15 protein-coding genes are annotated in these 23,232 nt (G+C 63.9%); 11 read left to right on the top strand and 4 right to left on the bottom strand.

The annotated features are described in order from the left end of the window. Positions 1 to 129 precede the first annotated feature (129 nt). Positions 130 to 1,095: a DMT family transporter gene (locus tag CTR2_RS04865; RefSeq protein ID WP_087084860.1), complete on the bottom strand. Its 966-nt coding sequence runs from the start codon at positions 1,093 to 1,095 to the stop codon at positions 130 to 132. A 339-nt stretch (positions 1,096 to 1,434) separates the two neighbouring features. Here CTR2_RS04865 and argH point away from each other — a divergent pair, with 339 nt between their 5' ends. From argH to pbpC, 11 genes are all read left to right on the top strand, one after another. Then, positions 1,435 to 2,883: an argininosuccinate lyase gene (argH, locus tag CTR2_RS04870; RefSeq protein ID WP_087084859.1), complete on the top strand. Its 1,449-nt coding sequence runs from the start codon at positions 1,435 to 1,437 to the stop codon at positions 2,881 to 2,883. A gap of 99 nt (positions 2,884 to 2,982) precedes the next feature. Next, the gene (locus tag CTR2_RS04875) at positions 2,983 to 3,963 is read left to right on the top strand and encodes a Bug family tripartite tricarboxylate transporter substrate binding protein (protein WP_087084858.1); all 981 of its coding nucleotides are present in this window, start codon (positions 2,983 to 2,985) and stop codon (positions 3,961 to 3,963) included. A gap of 155 nt (positions 3,964 to 4,118) precedes the next feature. Next, a complete protein-coding gene (locus CTR2_RS04880) occupies positions 4,119 to 10,130 on the top strand; it encodes an alpha-2-macroglobulin family protein (RefSeq protein ID WP_087084857.1) in 6,012 nt (2,003 codons plus the stop codon). A gap of 225 nt (positions 10,131 to 10,355) precedes the next feature. Next, a complete protein-coding gene (locus CTR2_RS04885) occupies positions 10,356 to 11,477 on the top strand; it encodes an ABC transporter ATP-binding protein (RefSeq protein ID WP_087084856.1) in 1,122 nt (373 codons plus the stop codon). Positions 11,478 to 11,523: 46 nt separating this feature from the next. Continuing rightward, a complete protein-coding gene (locus CTR2_RS04890) occupies positions 11,524 to 12,813 on the top strand; it encodes an ABC transporter substrate-binding protein (RefSeq protein ID WP_087084855.1) in 1,290 nt (429 codons plus the stop codon). A 35-nt stretch (positions 12,814 to 12,848) separates the two neighbouring features. After that, entirely contained in the window at positions 12,849 to 13,769 is a 921-nt protein-coding gene (locus tag CTR2_RS04895) for a carbohydrate ABC transporter permease (protein WP_087085240.1), read from the top strand. Then, complete coding sequence (locus tag CTR2_RS04900) at positions 13,766 to 14,632, top strand: carbohydrate ABC transporter permease (protein WP_087084854.1); 867 nt, start codon at positions 13,766 to 13,768, stop codon at positions 14,630 to 14,632. Before CTR2_RS04895 ends, CTR2_RS04900 begins: the two co-directional genes overlap by 4 nt. A gap of 34 nt (positions 14,633 to 14,666) precedes the next feature. Beyond that, the gene (locus tag CTR2_RS04905; protein WP_087084853.1) at positions 14,667 to 15,053 is read left to right on the top strand and encodes a VOC family protein; all 387 of its coding nucleotides are present in this window, start codon (positions 14,667 to 14,669) and stop codon (positions 15,051 to 15,053) included. 66 nt (positions 15,054 to 15,119) lie between these two features. Next, positions 15,120 to 16,007, top strand: coding sequence for an endonuclease/exonuclease/phosphatase family protein (locus tag CTR2_RS04910; RefSeq protein ID WP_087084852.1), 888 nt, complete (start codon positions 15,120 to 15,122; stop codon positions 16,005 to 16,007). Positions 16,008 to 16,101: 94 nt separating this feature from the next. Further along, on the top strand, positions 16,102 to 16,659 hold the full coding sequence (locus CTR2_RS04915; RefSeq protein ID WP_012837236.1) for an HdeD family acid-resistance protein: 558 nt from the start codon (positions 16,102 to 16,104) through the stop codon (positions 16,657 to 16,659). Positions 16,660 to 16,815: 156 nt separating this feature from the next. Continuing rightward, entirely contained in the window at positions 16,816 to 19,215 is a 2,400-nt protein-coding gene (gene pbpC / locus CTR2_RS04920; RefSeq protein WP_409021374.1) for a penicillin-binding protein 1C, read from the top strand. 114 nt (positions 19,216 to 19,329) lie between these two features. Here the strand turns inward: pbpC and lldD are convergent, their stop codons facing one another. The 3 genes from lldD to lldP are packed head-to-tail and all read right to left on the bottom strand — an operon-like array spanning position 19,330 to position 22,912. Next, positions 19,330 to 20,463, bottom strand: a complete 1,134-nt coding sequence (gene lldD, locus CTR2_RS04925; protein WP_087084850.1) for an FMN-dependent L-lactate dehydrogenase LldD — start codon at positions 20,461 to 20,463, stop codon at positions 19,330 to 19,332. Beyond that, positions 20,460 to 21,230, bottom strand: coding sequence for a transcriptional regulator LldR (gene lldR / locus CTR2_RS04930; RefSeq protein ID WP_087084849.1), 771 nt, complete (start codon positions 21,228 to 21,230; stop codon positions 20,460 to 20,462). The genes lldD and lldR overlap by 4 nt, the downstream gene beginning before the upstream one ends. 17 nt (positions 21,231 to 21,247) lie before the next feature. Continuing rightward, positions 21,248 to 22,912 (bottom strand): L-lactate permease, encoded by a 1,665-nt coding sequence (gene lldP, locus CTR2_RS04935; RefSeq protein WP_087084848.1) that lies wholly within the window; start codon positions 22,910 to 22,912, stop codon positions 21,248 to 21,250. Positions 22,913 to 23,232 lie beyond the last annotated feature (320 nt).

Genomic DNA, 23,232 nt, shown 5'->3' on the forward strand with positions numbered 1-23,232 from the left:
CAATCCTGCCCACAGGACAGCATGCCCGGTCCGAACTGGCGCAAGTCCTGCGATTATTGGCCAGCAGCTGCTCTGCAGCGGCAATTCGCGCGGCATCTGTCGGTTTGATGCATCAGCGTTTGTGCTGACTCAAACCGAGGCAGCACCCCGGCCTGCGGCCCGAAAGCGTCTGAGCGACCAGACCAGGCCTGCGAGAATCAGCAGCATGGGCGCCAGCTCGGCGAGCTGGGGCAGGCGCTGCTCGTAGAGGAAGTGGTAGGCCAGGGCAAACAGGGTCTCGAACACCAGCAGCTGGCCCACGAAGGTGATGGGCAGGCGCTGGCTGGCGGCATTCCACATCCAGTTGCCCAGCCAGGACGAGAGAATGGCCACGGCCAGATTCAACAGCCAGAACAGCTGCCAGCGCTGGGCTGGAATGTCGGGGTTGTTGGCGCCGCTGGCCTCCGGCGATACCAGCCAGAGCAGTGCCCAGAGCAAGGCGCTGATCAGCCCTACGACCAGACCCCAGAGCGTGGACCACTCCGTGCCGTTGAAGCGGCTCTGCGCCAGATAGCGGGTGTTGTCCAGCGCGTAGCGGCTCCAGCAGAGCATGGCCAGTACGGCCATCAGCACGCCTAGCAGATAGCGCCCCTGGCTGCCTTCGGGCCCTGTGGTCAGCGCATGGGCGTTGACGAGCACGATGCCGGCCAGAATCAGCGCCATGGGCGCCAGCATGCGGCGCAGCGGAAGCGCGCCATGGGTGTTGCGGCCCAGCAGCGGCACGGTGACGGGAACTAGGCCCACGATCAGCGAGGTCACGGCCATGCCTATCCATTGCACGGCCGTGGCAACCAGGGCAAAGTACACCACATTGCCCGTCAGGGCCAGCCAGACCAGATGCCGGATATCGGCCGCTTGCAGCCTGGGCAGCAGCCTGGTGGCCCGAGGCAGAAAAACGCATAAGGCCACCACGCCATAGAGCACGAAGCGGCCAAAGGTGATCTGCAGCGGCGAGAACTCCGGCAGCATGGCCGGCACGAGAAAAATCGCGCCCCAGAGCGCGCAGGCGGCCAGCGCAAAACCGAGGCCGGAAATCAGGGAAGAGCGGGAATGCATGCCGGGAGGCGCGTCAGCCGCTTGGGCAGCGGCCTGGGAGGGAAGTGAACGGGGACGATGTGATTGTCCGCGCAAGCCAGAAACCGGGCGGCTGCAGCCGGATTTTCCGGTTTGGGGAAATAAGGCTTGCAGGCCTTTCCCATCAAGTACATGGTGCTATTGATTAGTGAGTTTTCGGGGCATGAACAGTGCTTTGTCGCAGTGGCCGGCAATGGCTCTGGGGTGCTCTGGCGCCGGTGTCGGGTCAGGCCGATAAAATCCCTGTTTCTGCTTTGCACAGCCGTCACGCCAAACTTCTGCATTGGGCGGCCTGTGGTTTTACGGGATTGTTGCCCTCACATGTCTACATCTGCTCCTTCGCACAACCAGCTCGATTCCAAGGCCGAAGCCTGGTCTGCCCTGTTCTCCGAACCCATGAGCGACCTGGTCAAGCGCTACACCTCCAGCGTGTTCTTTGACAAGCGCATGTGGCAGGCCGACATCCAGGGCTCTCTGGCGCACGCCGAAATGCTGTCGGCCCAGAAGATCATTGCAGCCGAAGATTTCGCCTCCATCCAGAAGGGCATGGCGCAGATCACGGCCGAGATCGAGGCCGGCACTTTCGAGTGGAAGCTGGATCTGGAGGACGTGCACCTGAACATCGAGGCACGCCTGACCCAGCTGGTCGGCGATGCCGGCAAGCGCCTGCACACCGGCCGCAGCCGCAATGACCAGGTGGCCACCGACGTGCGCCTGTGGCTGCGCAGCGAGATCGACCTGATCGAAGGCCTGCTCAAGGAGCTGCAACGTTCGCTGGTCGACGTGGCTGCCAAGAATGTGGACGTGATCCTGCCCGGTTTCACCCATCTGCAAGTGGCCCAGCCCGTGAGCTTCGGCCACCATATGCTGGCCTATGTGGAAATGTTCAAGCGCGACGCCGAGCGCATGCTGGACGTGCGCAAGCGCGTCAACGTGCTGCCCCTGGGCTCTGCCGCCCTGGCCGGCACCACCTACCCGCTGGACCGCGAGCGCGTGGCCAAGACCCTGGGCATGGAAGGCGTGAGCCAGAACTCGCTGGACGGCGTGTCCGACCGCGACTTCGCCATCGAGTTCACCGCTGCGGCCTCGCTGTGCATGGTGCACGTGAGCCGCCTGTCGGAAGAGCTGATCATCTGGATGAGCCAGAACTTCGGTTTCATCAAGATCGCCGACCGCTTCACCACCGGCTCGTCCATCATGCCCCAGAAGAAGAACCCCGACGTGCCCGAGCTGGCACGCGGCAAGACCGGCCGTGTGGTCGGTCATCTGATGGGCCTGATCACGCTGATGAAGGGCCAGCCACTGGCCTACAACAAGGACAACCAGGAAGACAAGGAGCCGTTGTTCGACACGGTGGACACCCTGAAGGACACGCTGCGCATCTTCGCCGAGATGATCGGCGGCCAGCTCAACCCCGCCAGCGGCGTCAAGGAAGGCGGCATCACCGTGAATGCCGAGAACATGCGCGCTGCTGCCCTGAAGGGCTATGCCACGGCCACCGACCTAGCCGACTATCTGGTCAAGAAGGGTCTGCCCTTCCGTGACGCCCACGAAACCGTGGCTCACGCCGTGAAGCTGGCCACCATGAAGGGCGTGGACCTGACCGAGCTGCCGCTGGCCGAGCTGCAGGCCTTCAACCCCAATATCGAGGCCGATGTGTTCGAAGCCCTGAGCCTGGAAGGCTCGCTCAATGCCCGCAACACGCTGGGCGGTACGGCTCCGGCGCAGGTGCGTGCGCAACTGGCCAAGCACCAGGCTCGTCTGGCCTGATGAGCCCCGGCACTGTGGCGTAACGTTCACGCCCTGAAAGCGCCCTTTGCCGGGCGCTTTTGTTTTGGTTAGTCTGGAAAAAGCATAAGGAGAAAACACATGACGCAAACTCGTCGTCAATGGCTGAAGGCCGGTGCGGGAGCGGCGGCAGCATCGGCCCTGGGCCCGCTGGCCTGGGCCTCGTCGGGCCAGCCCATCCGCATTCTGGTGGGCTTTCCACCCGGCGGTGGCTCGGATGCGATTGCGCGCCTGCTGGCCGACAAGCTCAAGGACGAACTGGGCGGCGTGACGGTGCTGGTGGAGAATCGTCCCGGGGCCGGCGGCCAGATTGCAGCGCAACTGCTCAAGGCCTCGCCTGCCGATGGTCATACGCTGTTTCTCACGCACGACCACACCATCTCCATCCTGCCCAAGGTCGTGAAAAAGCCGGGCTTCGATCCGCAGCAAGACTTCATTCCCGTGGCCGGGGTCGCCACTTTTGTGAATGCGCTGGCTGTGTCCAGCAACACGCCGGTGAGGAATCTGGCCGAGTACGCGGCCTGGGCCAGGGGCAGTGCCAAGAACGGCACCATCGGCATTCCGGCTCCGGCATCGACGCCCGAATTTCTGGTCAAGATCCTGGCCGACCACTACAAGCTTGATCTGGTGGCAGCACCGTATCGCGGCAGTGCCCCCTTGCTGGCCGATATGCTGGGCAATCAGATTCCTGCCGGCATTGCCTCGGTGCCGGACTTCATGGAGAACCAGAAGGCTGGCAAGTTGCGCGTGATCGGCGTGTTGGGCGCCAAGCGCCAGGTCTCCATGCCCGAAGTGCCGACCTTGCTGGAGCAGGGCATCAAGGGCTTCGAGGACATGCCTTACTACGGCATTTTTGCACCCAAGGGCGTGCCCCAGGCCTTTGTCGAGCGCTTTTCTGCAGCCGTGGGCAATGTGCTCAAGCAGCGTGATGTCTACGCGCAGTTGACGGCGCTGGGACTTACAGTTGGATACATGAATCCCCGCCAGTTGGGGGAGCGTGAGGCCGCCTATTCCAAGGTTTGGGCCGGTATCATTCAGCGCAGCGGTTTCCAGCCGCAGTAGTTTCGCGCGTGCGGCACCTGCTCAAGGCCCTGCTTCACTTGTGAGGCAGGGCTTTTTGCATTCTGCCGCCCCAGCACTGCTGCGTCGCTGATTCCAGACTTCAGATTCAAACAGCCAGGGCCGGCGACATGCCTGCCCGAAAAGAAAGTGACTGTATGACTGTGCCTTATGCAGAGGGAAGGAAGAGGGAGCAGACTGTGCCGCACTGGCGCAAATTGCTGAATGCAGGTCTGTTATGGGGCCTGGCGGCCACGGCGGCCCATGCCGTGGGGGTGCGCCAGTTCAGCCCGCAGGGCGATGTGAGCAAGGTGGGTCAGGTGGTGGTGCAGTTCGATGCAGCTGCCGTGCGCTTTGGCGACCCCAAGGCCGCTGCGCCGGTCAACCTGCAGTGCAGCAATGCCCAGGCCGCCAAGGGCACGGGGCGCTGGAACAGCGAAAAGGAATGGGTCTTCGACTTTGCCCAGAACCTGCCCGCAGGCGTGCGCTGCACGGCCCAGATCAACCCGCAGTTCAAGAGCGTTTCGGGTGGGGCCCTGACGGGCGCGGCCAGCTATCAATTTCAGACAGGCGGTCCGCAGGTGGCCAGCATTGCGCCCGACACCTATGAAGAGGTGGACGAGCAGCAGTACTTTGCCCTGCGCCTGACGGGTGCGGCATCCGTGGACAGCCTCAAGCAGCGCGTCTGGTGTACCTCCGAAGGAGTGGGCGAGCGCATTCCCGTGCAACTGATCGAGGGCAAGGACCGCGAGGCCGTGCTCCAGCAGCGTCATTGGGACAAGGATGCTGCCAAGAACCCGCAGAACTTCGCGGTGCTGGCCTGTAACCGCCGTCTGACCTCGGGCAGCAAGATGACCCTGGTCTATGGCAAGGGCGTGGCCATGGCCAATGGCCTGGTCAGCAAGGACGAGCAGCGCTATGAGTACCAGGTACGGCAGCCCTTCAGCGCCGACTTCAGCTGCGAGCGCGAGAACGCCAACGCCGCCTGCCTGCCGATTCGCCCCATGCGTCTGTCCTTCAGCGCGCCGGTGCCGCGCAAGCTGATCGAAGGCATACGCCTCAAGAGTGGTGCCTCGGCCGTGGCACCCATCATCGAGCAGAACGGCGACAAGCTGGCCGAGGATTCGCTGGTGGACAGCGTGACCTTCCCCGCCACCATGCAGCCGAACTCCAAGTATGTGGTGGAGCTGCCGCCGCAGTTCAAGGATGCCGCGGGTCGCACGCTGAGCAATGCCAATATGTTCCCGCTGGCCACGGCCACGGGCAATATGCCGCCGCTGGTGAAGTTTGCCGCCGCACCCTTCGGCATCGTCGAGCGCTTTGCCGAAGGCCCCAAGGGCCCGGCGCTGCTGCCCGTGACGCTGCGCAATGTGGAGCCGCAGCTTCTGGGCAAGTCGCTGGACGCCAGCGTGGTGCGCACCAAGAAGGGCGGCTCGGACGCCGACATCATCGCCTGGCTCAAAAAGGTCGAGCGCTATGACAGCTACAGCGTGGAGCGCAAGCGCGCTGCGCGTGATGTAAAGGTCTTGCCTCCTGTCATCAACGACGACAAGCATTGGGTGCAGACCCGCATGCTGTCGCTGCTGGACGGCCAGAGCCAGACCCAGACGCTGGAGCTGCCCAAGGCGGCCAAGAGCGACCCGCGCCCCTTCGAGGTCGTCGGCATTCCGCTGAACCCGGGCTTCCAGGTAGTGGAGATCGCCTCGCCCATGCTGGGCCAGTCTCTGCTCGACGAAGGCTATGGAGCGGGCCGCACCATGTATGTGCGCACCTCGGTGCTGGTGACCAATCTGGCCGTGCACTTCAAGCTTGGGCGAGAGAACTCCGTGGCCTGGGTGACGACGCTGGACAAGGGCAAGGTGGTGCCGGGCGCCACGGTGCAGGTCTCGGACTGCAACGGTCAGGCGATTGCTTCGGCCGTCAGTGATGCCCAGGGTTTGGTGACCTTTAACGGCCTCAATCCCAATCCGCCTTCCTGCAGCAACGAAGAAGGCTACTACCGCAGCAGCTCCTATTTCGTGAGTGCTCGGGCCAAGACCGAGGCTGGCGAGGAGCTGGCCTTTGTCTGGAGCAACTGGAACAAGGGCATAGAGTCCTGGCGTTTCAATGTGCCGACCAGCTCCAGCAACAAGCGCGACGAAGTCGCGCATACGGTGTTTGACCGCATGCTGTTCCGTGCCGGCGAAACCGTGTCCATGAAGCATTTTCTGCGTGCCCTGACGGGCCCCGGCAAGAACTCCACGGGCTTTGAGCAGACCCAGGACAAGCCTGACCGCCTGACTATCACCCATCTGGGCAGTGGCCAGCGCTTTACCCAGGCCCTGAGCTGGAATGCCAATGGCAGCGCGAGCAGCGAGTTTCCCATCTCCAAGGCCGCCAAGCTGGGCGAATATGCGGTGGAGCTGGGCTATACCAATGGCAGCGGCCGCCGCTCCAGCTTCAGCACTGGCATCTTCCGTGTCGAAGAGTTCCGCCTTCCCGTGATGGAGGGGCGTGTGGGCCCGGCCGGCAAGGAGCAGCTCTACGCTGTCAGCAGCGTGCCTGCCGAAGTGCAGATCAACTATGTCTCGGGCGGCGCTGCCGCCAATCTGCCGGTCAAGGTGTCGGCTCTGCTGCGCTCCAAATCGCTGGATTTCGCGGGCTGGGATGGCTTCAGCTTCAACCCGCCGCGCAGTGCCCAGGACGTGGGCAGCAGTGATGACGAGGAAAGCACCGCGGCTGACGACACCAAGGTCGTGGCCGACAAACTGCCCGTGACGCTGGACAAGAATGGTCTGGGCAAGGTTGCTATCGACAAGCTGCCCAAGTCCGGCGAGCCGCGCGAGCTGCTGATGGAAGCGACCTACGCCGATCCGAATGGCGAGGTGCAGACCCTGCGCAGCACGCGCACCATCTGGCCTGCCGCGGTGGTGGCGGGCGTGCGCTCCGAGAACTGGATTTCGGTGGATCGCAAGCTGCGCTTTCAGGCGCTGACGCTGGATACGGCAGGCAAGGCCCAGGCCGGCGTGCCCGTCAAGGTCGAGGCCGTGGCGCGCATCACCACCTCCAGCCGCAAGCGACTGGTGGGCGGCTTCTACAGCTACGACAACCAGACCACGCTCAAGAATCTGGGCACCGTCTGCTCGGGCACCAGCGACAGCCATGGCTTGGTGCAATGCGAGGCCCAGCTGTCCCAGCCCGGAGAGGTGGAACTGATCGTCAAGGCTGCCGACAAGGACGGCCGCAGCAGCCAGGCCGCGACCTCGGTGTGGGTCACGGGCCAGGGCGAGCTCTGGTTCGGTGGCGAAGACCATGACCGCATGGATGTGCTGTCCGAGCGCAAGAGCTACGAGCCCGGCGAGACCGCGCGCTTCCAGGTGCGCATGCCCTTCCGCCGCGCCACGGCGCTGGTGGCCGTGGAGCGCGAAGGCATCGTCAGCACCCAGGTGGTGGAGCTGACGGGCGAGAACCCCACGGTGGACGTCAAGGTCGAAGACAACTGGGGTCCCAACGCCTATGTCAGCGTGCTGGCGCTGCGTGGCCGCCTGATGGAAGTGCCCTGGTACAGCTTCTTCACCTGGGGCTTCAAGTCGCCGCTGGAATGGTGGCGTGCCTTCTGGAATGACGGCAAGGAATTCATCGCCCCGACTTCCATGGTGGACCTCTCCAAGCCCGCCTTCCGTTTCGGCATGTCCGAAATTCGCGTGGGCCTGAAGAGCAATACGCTGGACGTCAAGGTGTCCTCGGACAAGTCCAGCTACAAGGTGCGTGGCACGGCCAAGGTCACCATCAAGGCCACGCTGCCCGATGGCAAGCCTGCTGCAGGTGCCCATGTGGCGCTGGCGGCCGTGGACCAGGCCTTGCTGGAGCTGATGCCCAACAGCAGCTGGAATCTGCTCGATGCCATGCTGACGCGCCGCGAATGGGGCGTGCAGACGGCAACCGCCCAGATGGAGGTGATCGGTCGGCGCCACTATGGCAAGAAGGCCGTGCCTGCGGGCGGCGGCGGTGGCCGCAGCCCCACACGCGAACTGCTGGACACCCTGCTGCTGTGGAAGCACGATGTGGTGCTGGACGGCAACGGCATGGCCCTGATCGAGGTGCCGCTCAACGATGCCCTGACCACCTTCCAGGTGGTGGCCGTGGCCGATGCGGGCGTGAGCCTGTTCGGTACCGGCCAGGCGGCGATCCGCACCACGCAGGATCTGCAGATCATCAGCGGCCTGCCTCCCCTGGTGCGCGAGGACGATCAGTTCCGCGCCCAGGTCACGCTGCGCAACACCTCGGCCAAGGCCATGAAGGTGGAGGTCACGCCGCGCGCCACCATGCTGGAGCTCAAGGCCCAGACCGTGGAAATCCCCGCTGGCGAGGCGCGTGAAGTGGCCTGGGATGTGAAGGCTCCGGCCCAGCTCTCCGGCACGCGTGCCGAAGCGCTGATCTGGGAGATTTCCGCGCGCGATACCGCTGGTGGCGCCGACGTGGCGCAGGATGCGCTCAAGATCAGCCAGCGCATCGTGCCCGCCGTGCCGCTGTCGGTGCAGCAGGCCACGCTGGTGCAGGTCAACGGCAACTACAGCGTGCCCGTGAATCCGCCCGCCGACGCGCTGCCCGGTCGTGGCGGCCTGCAGATGTCGCTGGTGCCCAAGCTGACCGAAGGTCTGCCCGGCGTGCGCGACTGGTGGGCCCGCTACCCCTACTCCTGCCTGGAGCAGACCACCAGCAAGGCCGTTGGCATGAACAACGCCGAGCTGTGGGGAAGCACCATGGCCCAGCTGCCCAACTATCTGGACGGTGACGGCCTGGCGAACTACTTCCCGCCGCAGGATGGCTCTGCCAGCCGCGGCAGCGACACGCTGACCGCGCATCTGCTCAATATGTCGGCCATGGCACAGGGCGTTGACAAGCGCTTCGTGGTCCCGGCCGCAGAGCGCGCGCGCATGGAGGACGGCCTGATCGCGTTCGTGGAAGGCCGCATCCAGCGCAACTTCTGGAGCCCGCGCAAGGATCTGGAAATGCGCAAGCTGGCCGCCATCAGCGCGCTGGCACTGTCGGGCAAGGCCACGCCGCGCATGCTGGACAGCATCAATGCCACGCCCAACCAGTGGCCCACGCACACGGTCATCGACTGGGTGATGCTGCTGCAACGCATGAGCGATGCGCCGCAGCGCGATGAGCGCCTGGCCCAGGCCATGCAGATCCTGCGTGCCCGCCTGACCTTCAACGGCACGCGTGCCGGCTTCTCGACCGAGCAGGACGATGGCTGGTGGTGGCTGATGCAGGGCCCTGACGTGAATCTGGCGCGCCTGATTCTGGCGACCATCAACGATCCGGCCTGGACCGAGGACATGCCGCGTCTGGTCAGTGGCTTTATCGCGCGCCAGCAGGCCGGTGCCTGGAACACGACCACGGCCAACCTCTGGGGCGCTCTGGCGCTGCGCCGCTTCTCGCAGAAGTTCGAGTCCGAGCCCGTGGCCGGCAGCACCGTGGCCAGCATGAACGGCAACGAAGCCAAGGTGAACTGGGCCGATGTCAGGCGTGCCACGTCCGAGGATGCGCAGGGCACGGCCCATGCCAACAGCGTTTTCGGTGAACCCGTGCGCGCCGGCGGTCTGATGAACAACACTATGTTCATGCCCTGGGCCAAGGCCGGCAAGGGACAGCTCAGCGTGACGCAGCAAGGCACGGGCAAGCCCTGGCTGACCGTGCAGTCCGTGGCGGCCGTGCAGCTGAAGGCGCCGTTCAGCGCCGGCTACACCATCAAGAAGACCGTCACGCCGGTGGAGCAGGCGGACAAGGGTCTGTTTGGTGGCGGCCAGTACACGCGCGGCGATGTGCTGCGCGTGACGCTGGAGGTGCAGGCCAAGACCGATATGACCTGGGTGGCCATCACTGACCCCATCCCCACGGGGGCGACGATTCTGGGTGGCGGCCTGGGCCGTGATTCGGAGATCGCGTCCAAGGGCGAGAAGCAGGAAGGCGCCGGCTGGCTGGCCTACGAAGAGCGCAGCTTCGAGTCCTACCGCGCCTACTACCAGTACCTGCCCGCAGGGACGACCAAGGTCGAATACACGGTGCGCCTGAACAACGCCGGTGAATTCGCCCTGCCGCCCACGCGTGCCGAAGCGCTGTATGCGCCCGAGATGTTTGGCGAGATTCCCAACGCCAAGCTCAAGGTGGTGATGCCCAAGTAAGCCCTTAGCGGTTTATCGGCCCTGCGCCAAGCCCCGGTCTGCGCCAGCAGCCGGGGCTTTTTCATGCACTGGTGCTATGGATAGGGAAGCTGCTTGCGCCTTTGAACAGCCTGATTCAAAGGTATTCCAATCTGAAATCTATGAATGGAGAGCACAAACAGCTCCTGTTTTTGATAGCGCTCAAGTTGACACGCGGCTGTCATCCAGTCTTTCTAGACTGGCGCGATGTCTTTGATCGAGCTGGAGAACGTCGCCAAATCCTGGGGTGACGCCACGGCCCTGCATGCCGTGAGTCTGCGCATTGAACCAGGCTCGTTCTGCGTCCTGCTCGGCCCTTCGGGCTGCGGCAAATCCACCACCTTGCGCATGATTGCCGGGCTGGACATGCCCAGCTCGGGGTCGGTGCGCATCGATGGTCGCGACGTTACCCATCTGCCGCCAGCGGAGCGCGGCATTGCCATGGTGTTCCAGAACTATGCGCTGTTCCCGCATCTGAGCGTGGCCGACAACATCCAGTTCGGTCTGCAGGTGCGCAAGGTCGGCAAGGCCGAGCGCGAGCAGCGTCTCAGGCAAACGGCCGAGCTGCTGGGACTGACGGCGCTGCTGGAGCGCCGGCCCGGGCAACTCTCGGGCGGCCAGCAGCAACGCGTGGCGCTGGGCCGTGCGCTGGTGGCGCAGGCCAGGGTCTGCCTGATGGATGAACCGCTGTCCAACCTCGATGCCCAGCTGCGCCAGGAAATGCGCGCCGAGCTGCGCGAGTTGCAGCAGCGTCTGGGCCTCACGGTGGTCTATGTGACCCACGATCAGGCCGAGGCCATGAGCATGGCCGATCAGGTGGTGCTGCTCAACAAGGGCCTGGTGGAACAGGCCGCCGGGCCGCGCGAGATCTATGCCAAGCCCGCAACCACGTTTGCCGCGCGCTTTATCGGCACGCCCGCCATGAACATCGTGGCCCTGCAGGGCAACCGGATTGCCGGCAGCGATGTGGTCGTGGCCCCGGATCTGGTGGCGGGCGGAGCCTATCCGCAGGCGCTGGGCGTGCGGCCCGAGGTGATTGCCGTGGCGCGCGATGCCGATGGCGCCGCCGAGGGCGATGGCAAGCACATTGAGGCCACCGTGCAGGGCTTTGAATATCTGGGCGCCGATCTGGTGCTGCGCTGCCGGGTGGGCAGCGAGCTGCTGACGGTGCGCGTGCCCGGCCATGCCCATGCCGATCTGCGGCCCGGGCAGGCCGTGTTCCTGTGCTGGCCGCAGCAGGCTGCGCACTGGTTCGATGCCCAGGGCGGGCGCATTCATGTGTGCGGGCAGGCGGTGGAATCCGCCCGCTCCTTGCTGGCCGCAGCCTGAGCCGCCGGCGTTTTCCATTGTCTGCAAATCCCGAGGAGAGATTCCCATGCGTCGTCAAACCTTTGTTCACGGCCTGTTCGCCGCTGCCGCCGGCCTTGGCCTGGCGGGCACTGCTCTTGCACAGTCCCCGCTGGAAGTGCCTTTCTATTACCCCGTGGCCGTGGGCGGCCCCATCACCAAGGTGATAGACGGCTATGCGGCGGACTTCAACAAGGCGCATCCGCAGTACAAGCTCACGCCCATCTATGCGGGCACCTATCAGGAAACCATCGTCAAGGCGCTGACGGCGCACAAGGCGGGCAAGGCGCCAGCGACCTCGGTGCTGCTGTCCACCGATATGTTCACGCTGATGGACGAGGGCGCGATTGCGCCCATCGACGACTTCGTGAAGACCGATGCCGACAAGGCCTGGCTCAAGGGCTTTTACCCGGCCTTCATGGCCAACAGCCAGACCGGTGGCAAGACCTGGGGCGTGCCCTTTCAGCGCTCCACCGTGGTCATGTACTACAACAAGGAAGCTTTCAAGGAGGCTGGCCTGAGCCCCGACAAGGCGCCCCAGAACTGGAAGGAGCTCAAGGAGGCAGCCCACAAGCTGACCAGGAAGGACGCCAGCGGCAAGGTCGTGCAATACGGCATCCAGATTCCGTCCACCGGCTTTGGCTACTGGATGCTGCAGACCCTGACCACGCCCAATGATGTGCTGCTGGCCAACGAGTCTGGCACCCGCGTCATGCTCAACCACCCCAAGGTGGTGGAAGCGCTGAACTTCTGGGTCAGCCTGGTCAAGGATGGCGTGCACCCGGCAGGTGTGGTGGAGTGGGGAACGACGCCCAGGGACTTCATGGAAAAGAAGGCCGCCATCATCGTGACGACCACGGGCAATCTCACCAATATCCGTGCCAATGCCAAGTTCGACTTCGGCGTGGGCCAGATCGCCGGCAATGTCCGCAAGGGCTCGCCCACGGGCGGGGGCAATTTCTACATCTTCAAGAACGCGCCCAGGGAGCAGCAGCAGGCTGCGTTCGAGTTTGCCAAATGGGTGACCCAGCCCGAGCGTGCCGCCCAGTGGAGCATGGACAGCGGCTATGTGGCGGTCTCGCCTGCGGCTTACGAGACGCCTGCGCTCAAGAAGTACGGCCAGGAATTTCCTCAGGCCCTGGTGGCGCGTGACCAGTTGCCCGTGTCGGTGGCCGAGTATTCCACCCATGAGAACCAGCGCGTGACCAAGGTGCTCAACGATGCGATCCAGGCGGCCCTGAACGGCACCAAGACCGCAGCCCAGGCCATGGACGACGCGCAGAAGGAATCCGACCGCATTCTGCGTCGCTACAAGTAATGAGCAGTCCGGCGCTTGAACCCGGCAAGGGCGCCATGTCTGCGCCCTTGCCATCCAGGGCCGCCCGCGGGCTGGCGCAGGCCGCAGCACGAAAGCAGGCCGTGCATGCCTGGCTGCTGCTCATGCCGGCGCTGGTGCTGCTGCTGGGCTTTACACATTGGCCGGCCTTGTCCACGTTGATCGACAGCCTGCATGCCACGGGTCGTGGCGGCCAGTCCGGAGAATGGGTGGGGCTGGAAAACTATGCGCTCATGGTCGACGACCCCGTGTTCTGGCAGGCCGTGCGCAACAACCTCTGGTTTGCCGCAGCCACCATTCCGCTGTCCATGGGACTGGCCTTGCTGATGGCGCTGTGGGTCAACGAGAAGCTCGCGGGGCGGGCCTTGCTGCGCATGGCCTATTTCACGCCCACAGTGCTGCCCATGATTGCAGTGGCCAATATCTGGCTGTTCTTCTACACGCCTCAGTACGGACTGCTGGAGCAGTTGCGCGGCGCACTGGGTCTGGAGGCGCACAACTGGCTGGGCGATCCATCCACGGCCCTGGCCTGCATCACGCTGGTGGCCGTGTGGAAGGAGGCCGGCTTTTTCATGATCTTCTATCTGGCCGCGCTGCAGACGCTCAATCCCAGCCTCAAGGAGGCAGCGGTCATCGAAGGCGCATCGCGCTGGTATTTCCTGCGCCGCGTGCAGTGGCCGCTGCTCATGCCGACCACGCTGTTCATCCTGGTCAACGCCGTGATCAATGCCTTCCGGCTGGTGGACCATGTGTTCATCCTCACGCGCGGCGGGCCGGACAATGCCTCCACGCTGCTGCTCTATCACCTCTACGAAGTGGGTTTCAAGTTCTGGGATACCGGCTATGCCGCGGCCATCACCGTGGTGCTGGTTTTGGTGCTGGCTGCCATGGCGCTGTTCCAGTTCTTCGTGCTGGACAAAAAGGTGCACTATCAATGACCGCTGCTGCATTTCCATCGGCGCGCAGGAGCGCCAGGACGGACCGGGGCGTGAGCTTTTATGGCGCTTCATGGCTGGACACCCTGGCCGCCTGGACGCTGGCGCTGCTGTGGCTGCTGCCGCTGGCCTATGCGGTCTGGACGGCGTTTCACCCCTCCGATGCGTCCACGCGCCTGGATCTGTCCGCGCCCTGGACGCTGCAGAACTTCCGCCATGCCTGGGACGCCGCGCCGTTTGCGCGCTACTTCCTCAACACCATCTTGCTGGTGGCCATGATTTTGGCGGTGCAGCTGCTGCTGTCCACGCTGGCTGCATTTGCCTTCGCACGTCTGCGCTTTCGCGGCAGCAATTTAGCGTTTGCGCTGGTGCTGATACAGCTGATGATCATGCCGGACATTCTGCTGGTTGCGAACTATCAGACCATGTCAGGGCTGGGAGCGGTCGATACTCTGGCTGGCATAGGTCTGCCGTACTTCGCCTCGGCGTTTGCCATCTTTTTGCTGCGCCAGACCTTTATGGGCATACCCCGCGAGCTGGACGAAGCCGCGCGCGTGGAAGGGGCCAGCACGCTGCAGATTCTCTGGCGTGTCTATGTACCGCTGGCCAGGCCGGTCTACACGGCGTTTGCGCTGGTTTCGGTGAGCTTTCACTGGAATAATTTTCTCTGGCCTCTGATCATCACCAACAGCGTGCAGTCGCGTCCGCTCACCGTGGGCCTGCAGGTTTTCTCCAGCGTGGAATCGGGCGTGGAATGGTCGACCATCTGCGCCGCCACACTGATGACTTCAGGGCCGCTGCTTATTGCATTCCTGCTGTTCCAGCGCCAGTTCGTGCAAAGCTTCATGCGTGCGGGCATCAAGTGACTGGGATACAGTCAAATCATTTGAGGAGTTGACGATGCCCGGTCCCGCTGCTGCTGGTGTGCTGATTTATGCCAAGGATTTCCAGAGTCTGGCAGGCTTTTATGAGCAGGTTCTGGGCATGCGGCGACTGCATGAAGATGCGAACGTCATCGTGCTGGAGTCCGCAGCGTTGCAGCTGGTGATTCACGCCCTGCCTGCCGATATTGCGGCGCGGGTCAAGATCGGCACGCCACCGCAGCGCCGTGCCGATGTGGCACTCAAGTTCTTCGTCACCGTGCCGGCGATTGCCGAAGCCGAAAGCGCAGCACAGGCGCTGGGCGGGCAGGTGTTTGACGAGCGTTGGCAAGGTCCTGGCTTTGCGGCCTGCAATGCCATGGACAAGGAAGGCAATGTATTCCAGTTGCGCGAGAACTTGGCCTGATCAGCTGCTGTAAAAAGAGTGGTTGCCAGGGCTTCAGCCATTTTCAATCTGGAAAGACGCGACAAGATGAATATCCTGACCTGGAATGTGCAATGGTGCTGCGGCATGGATGGACTGGTCAGTGTGGAACGCATCGTGCGTCACGCGCTGCAAATGGGCGAGCAGTCCGGCGGACTGGATGTGCTGTGCCTGCAGGAAATCGCCGTCAACTACCCCGATCTGCAAGGCAGGCCCGGTGACCAACCGGCCGAGCTGAAGGCATTGTTGCCGGGCTGGCAGATTTTCTTTGGCGCATCGGTCGATGAGTTCACGCCCCGAGGCCGTCAGCGTTTTGGCAATCTGATTGCCACGCGGCTGCCGGTGCTGCTGGTTCAGCACTATCTGTTGCCCATGCCGGCAGAGGCCGATATGCGCTGCATGCAGCGCATGTGTTCTGTGGTCACGGTCGATGATGCGGCGCTGGGGCCGGTACGCATCATGACCACGCATCTCGAATATTTCTCGGCGCGTCAGCGCATGGCGCAGGCCGGCGCACTGCGTGCCCTGCAGATGCAGGCCTGTGCGCTGGCCGATGCCCCGCCGCAGCCGGCCAGCGATGGCTCGCCCTATCAAACCAAGCCGCATACTCGCCATGCCGTGCTTTGCGGGGATTTCAACTTCGAGCCGCATGATCCCGAATATGCCGTTTTGTCCGCTCCTTGGGTTGCCGGTGAGGAAGGCTGTCTGCAGGCCGGGCAGTGGCGCAATAGCTGGGATGTGCTGTATCCCGGGCAACCGCAGCCGCCGACCTTCAGACTGGTGGATCGAACCTGGGGAGCAGAGCCCGGGGCCTGTGACTTGATATGGGTCAGCGACAGCTTGTGTCAGAGATTGCACACTTGGAGTGTGGACAGCGCCACACAGGCGTCTGACCACCAGCCTGTGATGTTGACGCTGGGCTGTGCTTCTTGCTAGGGTCGGAGCTGGAGTCGAGAGACGGGTGGCTGCACAAGTCGCACTGTTGTGAAACCCTCAGAACGTAAACACGTTCTAAAAGAAAGGAGTCTTCATGCCTGTAGAAATTCCGTCCATGTCCATCATGCTGCACCGTAGCTGGTGGGTGCTGTTGTTGCGTGGCGCCGCCGCCATCATCTTCGGCGTGCTGACCTGGATGCAGCCCGCAGCATCCGCCGCCGCGCTGGTGCTGGTGTTTGGTGCCTATGTGTTTGTCGACGGCCTGCTGGGCATCTACACCGCCATCAAGAGCCGCCAGCAGTCGCGCCACTGGTGGGTGGTTTTGCTGTGGGGGCTGACGGGTGTGGTGGTGGGGGTGCTCACGGTCATCAATCCCGCGATTACTGCGCTGGTTCTGACCATCTATATCGGCGTCTGGGCCTTGATGACTGGCGTGCTGCAGATCGTCGCAGCGCTGCGTCTGCGCAAGGAAATTCAAGGCGAATGGGTGCTGGTGCTCGGGGGGCTGCTCTCGGTGCTGTTCGGCATCTTCGTGCTGATGCAACCCGGCGCGGGCATGATGGCCATGCTGTGGGTGCTGGCGACCTATGCCGTCATCTTTGGCGTGCTGATGGTGATACTGGCGTTCAAGATCAAGAAGTTCACGGCCTGAAGAAGGCGGTGGCTCCGGAAAGGCGGTGGCACCGGAAAAAAGCGGCTCGCAGAAGCCGCTTTTTTATTGGAGCTTGTCTGAGCAGACAGTTTGCCATGCCATCTTTGGGACAATGCCTGCTGACTTCCAACAGCGCACAAAGACATGAAACAAGGCATGCAGCGGTATTTCCAGCCCCAGAGAATGAAGCCGTCCTGGCGAGCCGTTGGCCTGACGGCCGCTTTGTGGCTGGGTCTTGCCGCCAGCAGCCAAGCCGTGCCCAGCTACGACGAGGTGCGCAGCGACCATCGCTCGTCGGAGACCCTGCTGCTTTCGCGAGAAGGCGAGGTGCTGCAGCGCTTGCGCACCGACAGCACGGTGCGCCGCGGTCCCTGGGTGGCATTGGCCGATGTATCGCCGGCACTGCGCACGGCCCTGGTGCTCAGCGAGGATAAGCGTTTCTACGAGCACAGCGGCGTGGACTGGGCCGCCGTCACCGCAGCCGCCTGGGGCAACCTCTGGAACACACGCACGCGTGGCGCGAGCACCATCACCATGCAGCTCGCCGGTCTGCTGGATGGCGACTGGCGTCAAGGACCGGGTGGGCGAAGCGTGGTGCAGAAGGTGGGGCAGGCCGTGGCAGCCCAGGTGCTGGACAGGCGCTGGCGCAAGGACCAGATTCTCGAGGCCTATCTGAACTTGGTGCCGTTCCGCGGCGAGATCGTGGGTATCGCTGCACTGTCGCAAAGCCTGTACGGCAAGGCCGCACACGGGCTGGATGCGCGCGAGGCCGCCATTGCCGCAGCCCTGGTGCGTGCGCCCAATGCCTCGGTGGAGCGGGTGGCCCAGCGTGCCTGCGGGGTGCTGCAAGTGATGGTGCCCGATGATGTGGCGGCCAGGGATTGCTCGGCCATGCAGCTCTATACCTCCAGCGTGCTGCAGCGGCGTCAATGGCTGGCCAGCGAGGGCGTGGCCCCGCATTTCGCGCGGCGCTGGCTGGCGCTACCCCAGAACAGGGGGCAGGAGCAGGTGCGCTCAACCTTGAGCGCACCCTTGCAGCGCTTTGCCGTGGCCAGCCTGCAGCAGCATCTGCGCGAGTTGCAGGGCCGCAATGTGGAAGATGGTGCGACCGTGGTGCTGGACAACCGAACAGGCGAGATTCTGGCCTGGGTGGGCTCTTCGGGCACGCTGAGCCAGGCGTCCGAGGTCGATGGCGTCACCGCGCTGCGTCAGCCCGGCTCTACGCTCAAGCCTTTTCTCTACGCCCAGGCGATTGCCGAAAAGCGCATCACGGCCGCCTCGCTGATCGAGGATTCATCGGCCCATATTCCCACGCAGAACGGCCTCTACATTCCGCAGAACTACGACCGGCGCTTCAAGGGCTGGGTGTCGGCGCGCACGGCGCTGGCGTCCTCGCTCAATGTGCCTGCGGTGCGCACGCTGGTCATGGTCACGCCCGACGCCTTCTTCGAGCAGCTCAAGAAGCTGGGTCTGCCGCTGCGCGAAAGCGGGGGCTATTACGGCTTCAGCCTGGCGCTGGGCAGCAGCGAGGTCGCGCTGCTCAATCTGACCAATGCCTATCGGGCACTGGGCAATAGCGGTCAATATCGTCCCGTGAGCTGGGCCTTGCCTCAGGCTGAAAGTCGCAAGGCCGGCGGCAAAACCGGCGACGACGCGGTGCAGGCACTGGATGCGCGGGCCGCCTTCATCGTCGGCGACATTCTTTCCGACAATATGGCGCGGGCCCCGACCTTCGGCACCGACAGCGTGCTGGCCACGCGCTTCTGGACGGCCGTGAAAACCGGCACCAGCAAGGATATGCGCGACAACTGGGCCGTGGGCTGGTCCGAGCGCTACACCGTGGGCGTCTGGGTGGGCAATGCGGGTGGCGAGGCCATGCATTCGGTCAGCGGCACCAGCGGCGCAGCGCCCATCTGGGCCGAGATCATGGGCTTTCTGCATCGCAACCTGGCCAGTCATGCACCTCGGCCACCCGCAGGCGTGCTGCAGCAGCAAGTGCAGTTCGGTGCATTGGCCGGCGGCGGCACGCCCATTGAAAGCACGCGTGGCGAATGGTTTGTGGAAGGCACGCAGCAATCCCTGTTTGCCATGGATCACGTGGCTGGCAGCGCAGAGCCGAAAAGCCCTGCCAGACAAAAAGGCAGCAAGTCCGGCAACGCTGTAGCTGCGACCGCTGTCCGCATCTCGCGTCCGGCCAATGGCACGATTCTGGCGCTGGATCCCGATATTCCGCCCGACAGTCAGCGCGTACAGTTGGTGGCGCGCCAGGCTGGCATGGCGGCCGAGCAGGATTGGCGTGACAGCAGCTTGCGCTGGCGCTTGGTGACCCGGCAGTATGGAGCGCCCGCCACAGCAGACAAGAACGCCCAACCCGTGATGCGAGAGGTGCCGCGTGAGCTGGGGCGCGGCAGTCAGCTGGGCTGGCTGCCCTGGCCGGGGCGCCACAAGCTGGAGTTGCTCGATGCCTCCGGCAAGGTGCTGGACAGCATTGCGCTTGAGGTGCGCGGTGCCGGGGCACTGGTTGCCGGCCCCGAGGACATCAAGAAAAAAAGATAGACATGAAAAAACCGCTGGTTGGGGCCAGCGGTTTGCAGACGGGGCATGGCCGCTGGACATGCCTGTCCTCAAGCCAAGCCATCGGGAGGCAGCAGCGCCGTCTCACAGAGGCGCTCAGCGCACCAATAGATCGCCCGTGATCTCCGAGACCTTCTTGACGCTGGTCAGCGTCATGGCCACGCGCATTTCCTTTTCGAGCAGGTTCAGCAGGTTGGTCACGCCGGCTTCGCCTTCTGCGGCCAGCGCGTAGACGAAGGCGCGGCCTATCATGGTGCAGTCCGCGCCCAGGGCCAGCAGGCGCACGATGTCTAGGCCGTTGCGCACACCCGAGTCGGCCAGGATCTTGATCTGGCCCTTGACGGCATCGGCAATGGCAGGCAGGGCGCGTGCCGACGAGAGCACGCCATCGAGCTGGCGCCCGCCGTGGTTGGAGACGATGATGCCGTCGGCCCCGAAACGCACGGCATCCCTGGCGTCCTCGGGGTCGAGGATGCCCTTGATGAGCATGGGCCCCTTCCAGAAGTCGCGGATCCACTCCAGGTCCGACCACGAGATCGAGGGGTCGAAGTTCGCGCCCAGATAGCCCATATAGTCTTCGAGCGAGACGTTTTGACCCTTGTAGGTGGAGATATTGCCCAGCGTGTGCGGGCGCCCCATCAGGCCCACGTCCACGGCCCAGTGCGGATGGGTCACAGCCTGCAGGTAGCGGCGCATGGCGGCGTTGGGGCCGCTCATGCCCGAGTGTGCATCGCGGTAGCGGGCGCCGGGCACGGGCATGTCCACGGTGAAGACCAGGGTGGAGACGCCCGCAGCCTGGGCGCGCTCCAGCGCGTTCTTCATGAAGCCCCGGTCCTTGAGCACATAGAGCTGGAACCACATCGGGCGGCCCAGCTTGGGCGCGACTTCCTCGATGGGGCAGACCGAGACGCTGGACATGGTGAAGGGAATGCCCTTTTTGTCGGCGGCCATGGCAGCCTGCACTTCGCCACGGCGGGCGAACATGCCGGTCAGCCCCACGGGAGCCAGTGCCACGGGAATCGAGAACTTCTCGCCGAACAGCTCGATGCCGGTATCGAGCTGACTCATGTCCTTGAGCACGCGCTGGCGCAGGGCCACGTCGGCCAGGTCGTCGACATTGCGAGCCAGCGTCTTCTCGGCATAGGCGCCGCCGTCGAGGTAGTGAAACAGAAAGGGCGGCAGGCGCTTTTGCGCAGCCGCGCGGTAGTCGGTGGTGGAGGAGATGATCATGAAAAAATGGCGGAGGAAGAGGAGAAACGATCCAGCCGCTTGCGTCGGGCCGCTTCGGCATCCGACTCGGACAGCTTTTCGTGAACATAGGCCAGGTGCTGGCCGATGGCGCTTCTGGCCTGCTCCGGCTCGCCGTCGACAATGGCCTGCATGAGATTGTGGTGCTGCGCAGTCAGATGCTCCAGCGTCGAGAGATCATCATGCACGAACATCAGGCGCCGGTTCTGGGCCACGGTACCCAGCACCAGCTCGAAGAGGCTGCCCATGAGCTGTACCAGCACGGCATTGTGCGAGGCTTCGGCAATCGCCAGATGGAACTGCGCGTCGGAGCGGGCCGCGCTGGCGGCATCGCGCGCCTGCTGGTGGCGCAGCATGTCGTCAAAGCAGCGGCGGATGCGGTCCCTGTCCTTGTCGGTGGCACGCTGGGCCGCATACCAGGCCGTGCTGAGCTCCAGCGCCTGGCGTGCTTCCAGCACGTCGTAGCGATACTGGGGGTCGTCGCGTAGCAAGGACTCCAGCGGCGCGACGGCTTGTTCGTGCCACAGCGGTTGGCGCGAGCCGACAAAGGTGCCGGCGCCCACGCGGCTTTCCAGCACGCCGCGGCTGGAAAGCTTCTGTATGGCCTCGCGCAGCGCCGTGCGCGAGACACCCAGCTGCTCGGCCAGCGCCCGCTCGGTCGGCAGCTTGGCGCCGCTCTGGAGCTGGGTGCTCTGGATCAGCTCCAGCAACTGCTGGGCAACGCGGTCGGACAGGCGGATGGCAGGCATGAGGTCGGGCAGGAGTTTCAGGTGGTGGGAATCATCCACGGAAACACATAAGCCTGCAGCGTGCAGATGATGCCGATCAGCACCAGGAAGGCCAGGCTGTGCTTGACAGTGAAGCGGAACAGGTCCGATTCCTTGCCGGCCAGGCCCACGGCTGCGCAGGCAATGGCGATGGACTGGGGCGAAATCATCTTGCCGGTCACGCCGCCGGTGGTGTTGGCCGTCACGGCCAGCACCTCGGGCAATCCCAGCTGGGCGGCCGTCGTGGCCTGCAGGGCGCCGAACAGCGCATTGGCCGAGGTGTCGGAGCCCGTGAGGAATACGCCGACCCAGCCCAGGAAGGGCGAGAAGAACGCAAAGGCCTTGCCCGTATGGGCCAGCGCCATGGCCAGCGTGGTGGAGAGGCCGGAATAGTTGGCGATGAAGGCAAAGGCCAGCACCATGCCGATGGAGTAGATGGGCAGTGCCAGCTCCCTGAAGGTCTCGCCCAGGGTCTTGACCGCGACGGCTGGCTTGAGGCGCAGCAAAAGAATGGCGAGCACGGCGGCGATCAGGATCGCGGTTCCCGTGGCGGACAGCCAGTTGAAGGAGTAGACCGCACCATAGGGCGTGGGCGTGGCAACGACGGGCGCCATTTTCTGCACCAGATTGTGCAGCATGGGCACGGGAATGCTGAAGACCGTGCCGGACAGCGCGCCACCCGAGGCGAACAGCGCCTTGAAGGGCTTGAGGCTCCAGATGGTCACCATGGCCGTGAGGATGATGAAGGGCGACCAGGCCTTGATTACCATGCCGGTCGTCAGCTTGGCAGGGGCCGTCGTCTGGATCTTTGCTGCGCCCGGCTCGGTGTCGAAGCGGAAGATGCGCTTGGGCTGCCAGAACTTGAGGAAAGTGGTCAGCGTCACCAGGGCGAAGATGGCCGAGGTGATGTCCGGCAGTTCGGGGCCGATGTAGTTGGCCGTCAGAAACTGTCCGAGTGCAAAGCTGCCGCCACCCACCAGCACCGCAGGCCAGGTTTCCTTCACGCCGCGCCAGCCGTCCATGATGGCCATGAGCCAGAACAGCACGATGATGGTCATGAACGGCAGCTGGCGGCCGGCCATCTGGCTGATGGCCATGACATCGACGCCCGAGACCTGACCGGCCACGATGACGGGAATGCCCATGGCGCCGAAGGCCACGGGGGCGGTATTGCCGATCAGGCACAGGCCGGCTGCATACAGAGGCCTGAAACCCAGGCCCACCAGCAGCGCTGCCGTGATGGCCACGGGGGCGCCGAAGCCGGCGGCTCCCTCAAGGAAGGCACCGAAGCAAAAGCCCACCAGGATCAGCTGCAGACGCTGGTCTTCGGTGACCGACAGAATCGACGAGCGGATGATGTCGAACTGCCCGGTCTTGACCGAGACCTTGTAGAGAAAGACCGCCGCGACAATGATCCAGGCAATCGGCCACAGGCCGTAGAAGAAGCCGTAAACGCCTGCGGCCAGCGCATTGGCCACGGGCATGCGATAGAAGAGCAGCGCCACGGCCAGGGACAGCGCCACCGTGATGGTGCCCGCCACATAGCCCTTGAGGCGCAGCTTGGTCAGCGCGAGAAAGAAAAAGATGATGGGTATCAGCGCCACCAGCGCCGACACCCACACATTGCCTGCGGGGTCGTAGTTTTGCGACCAGATTTCTTGCATTGCCTTGATCTCCTGGATATGTGCGGGGAGGGCAACCCTCCTGAGCGTCCAGAAGCTTCCCCGTCAATTCTTTGAACAACCGTGTCACCCTGAGCCGGACGCTGACATGCAATCTGGTTCGGCTCCGTCTGTTAAATTGGTATGACCAATGCGCAGCGGTTTTGGATCGGATGGATTATAGAAATGAGGTTTTACTCATAAATTAGTGGTTTTCCCTTGATTTATGGAATTAATTGGTAATACCAATATGTGAGTTGGTATTCCACCGATCCTTCTCAAAGAGCGCAAAAAAGCCGCAGGCGCCGAAGGCGCTGCGGCTG

This window comes from Comamonas thiooxydans, from assembly GCF_002157685.2.
Lineage (GTDB): Bacteria > Pseudomonadota > Gammaproteobacteria > Burkholderiales > Burkholderiaceae_C > Comamonas > Comamonas testosteroni_H.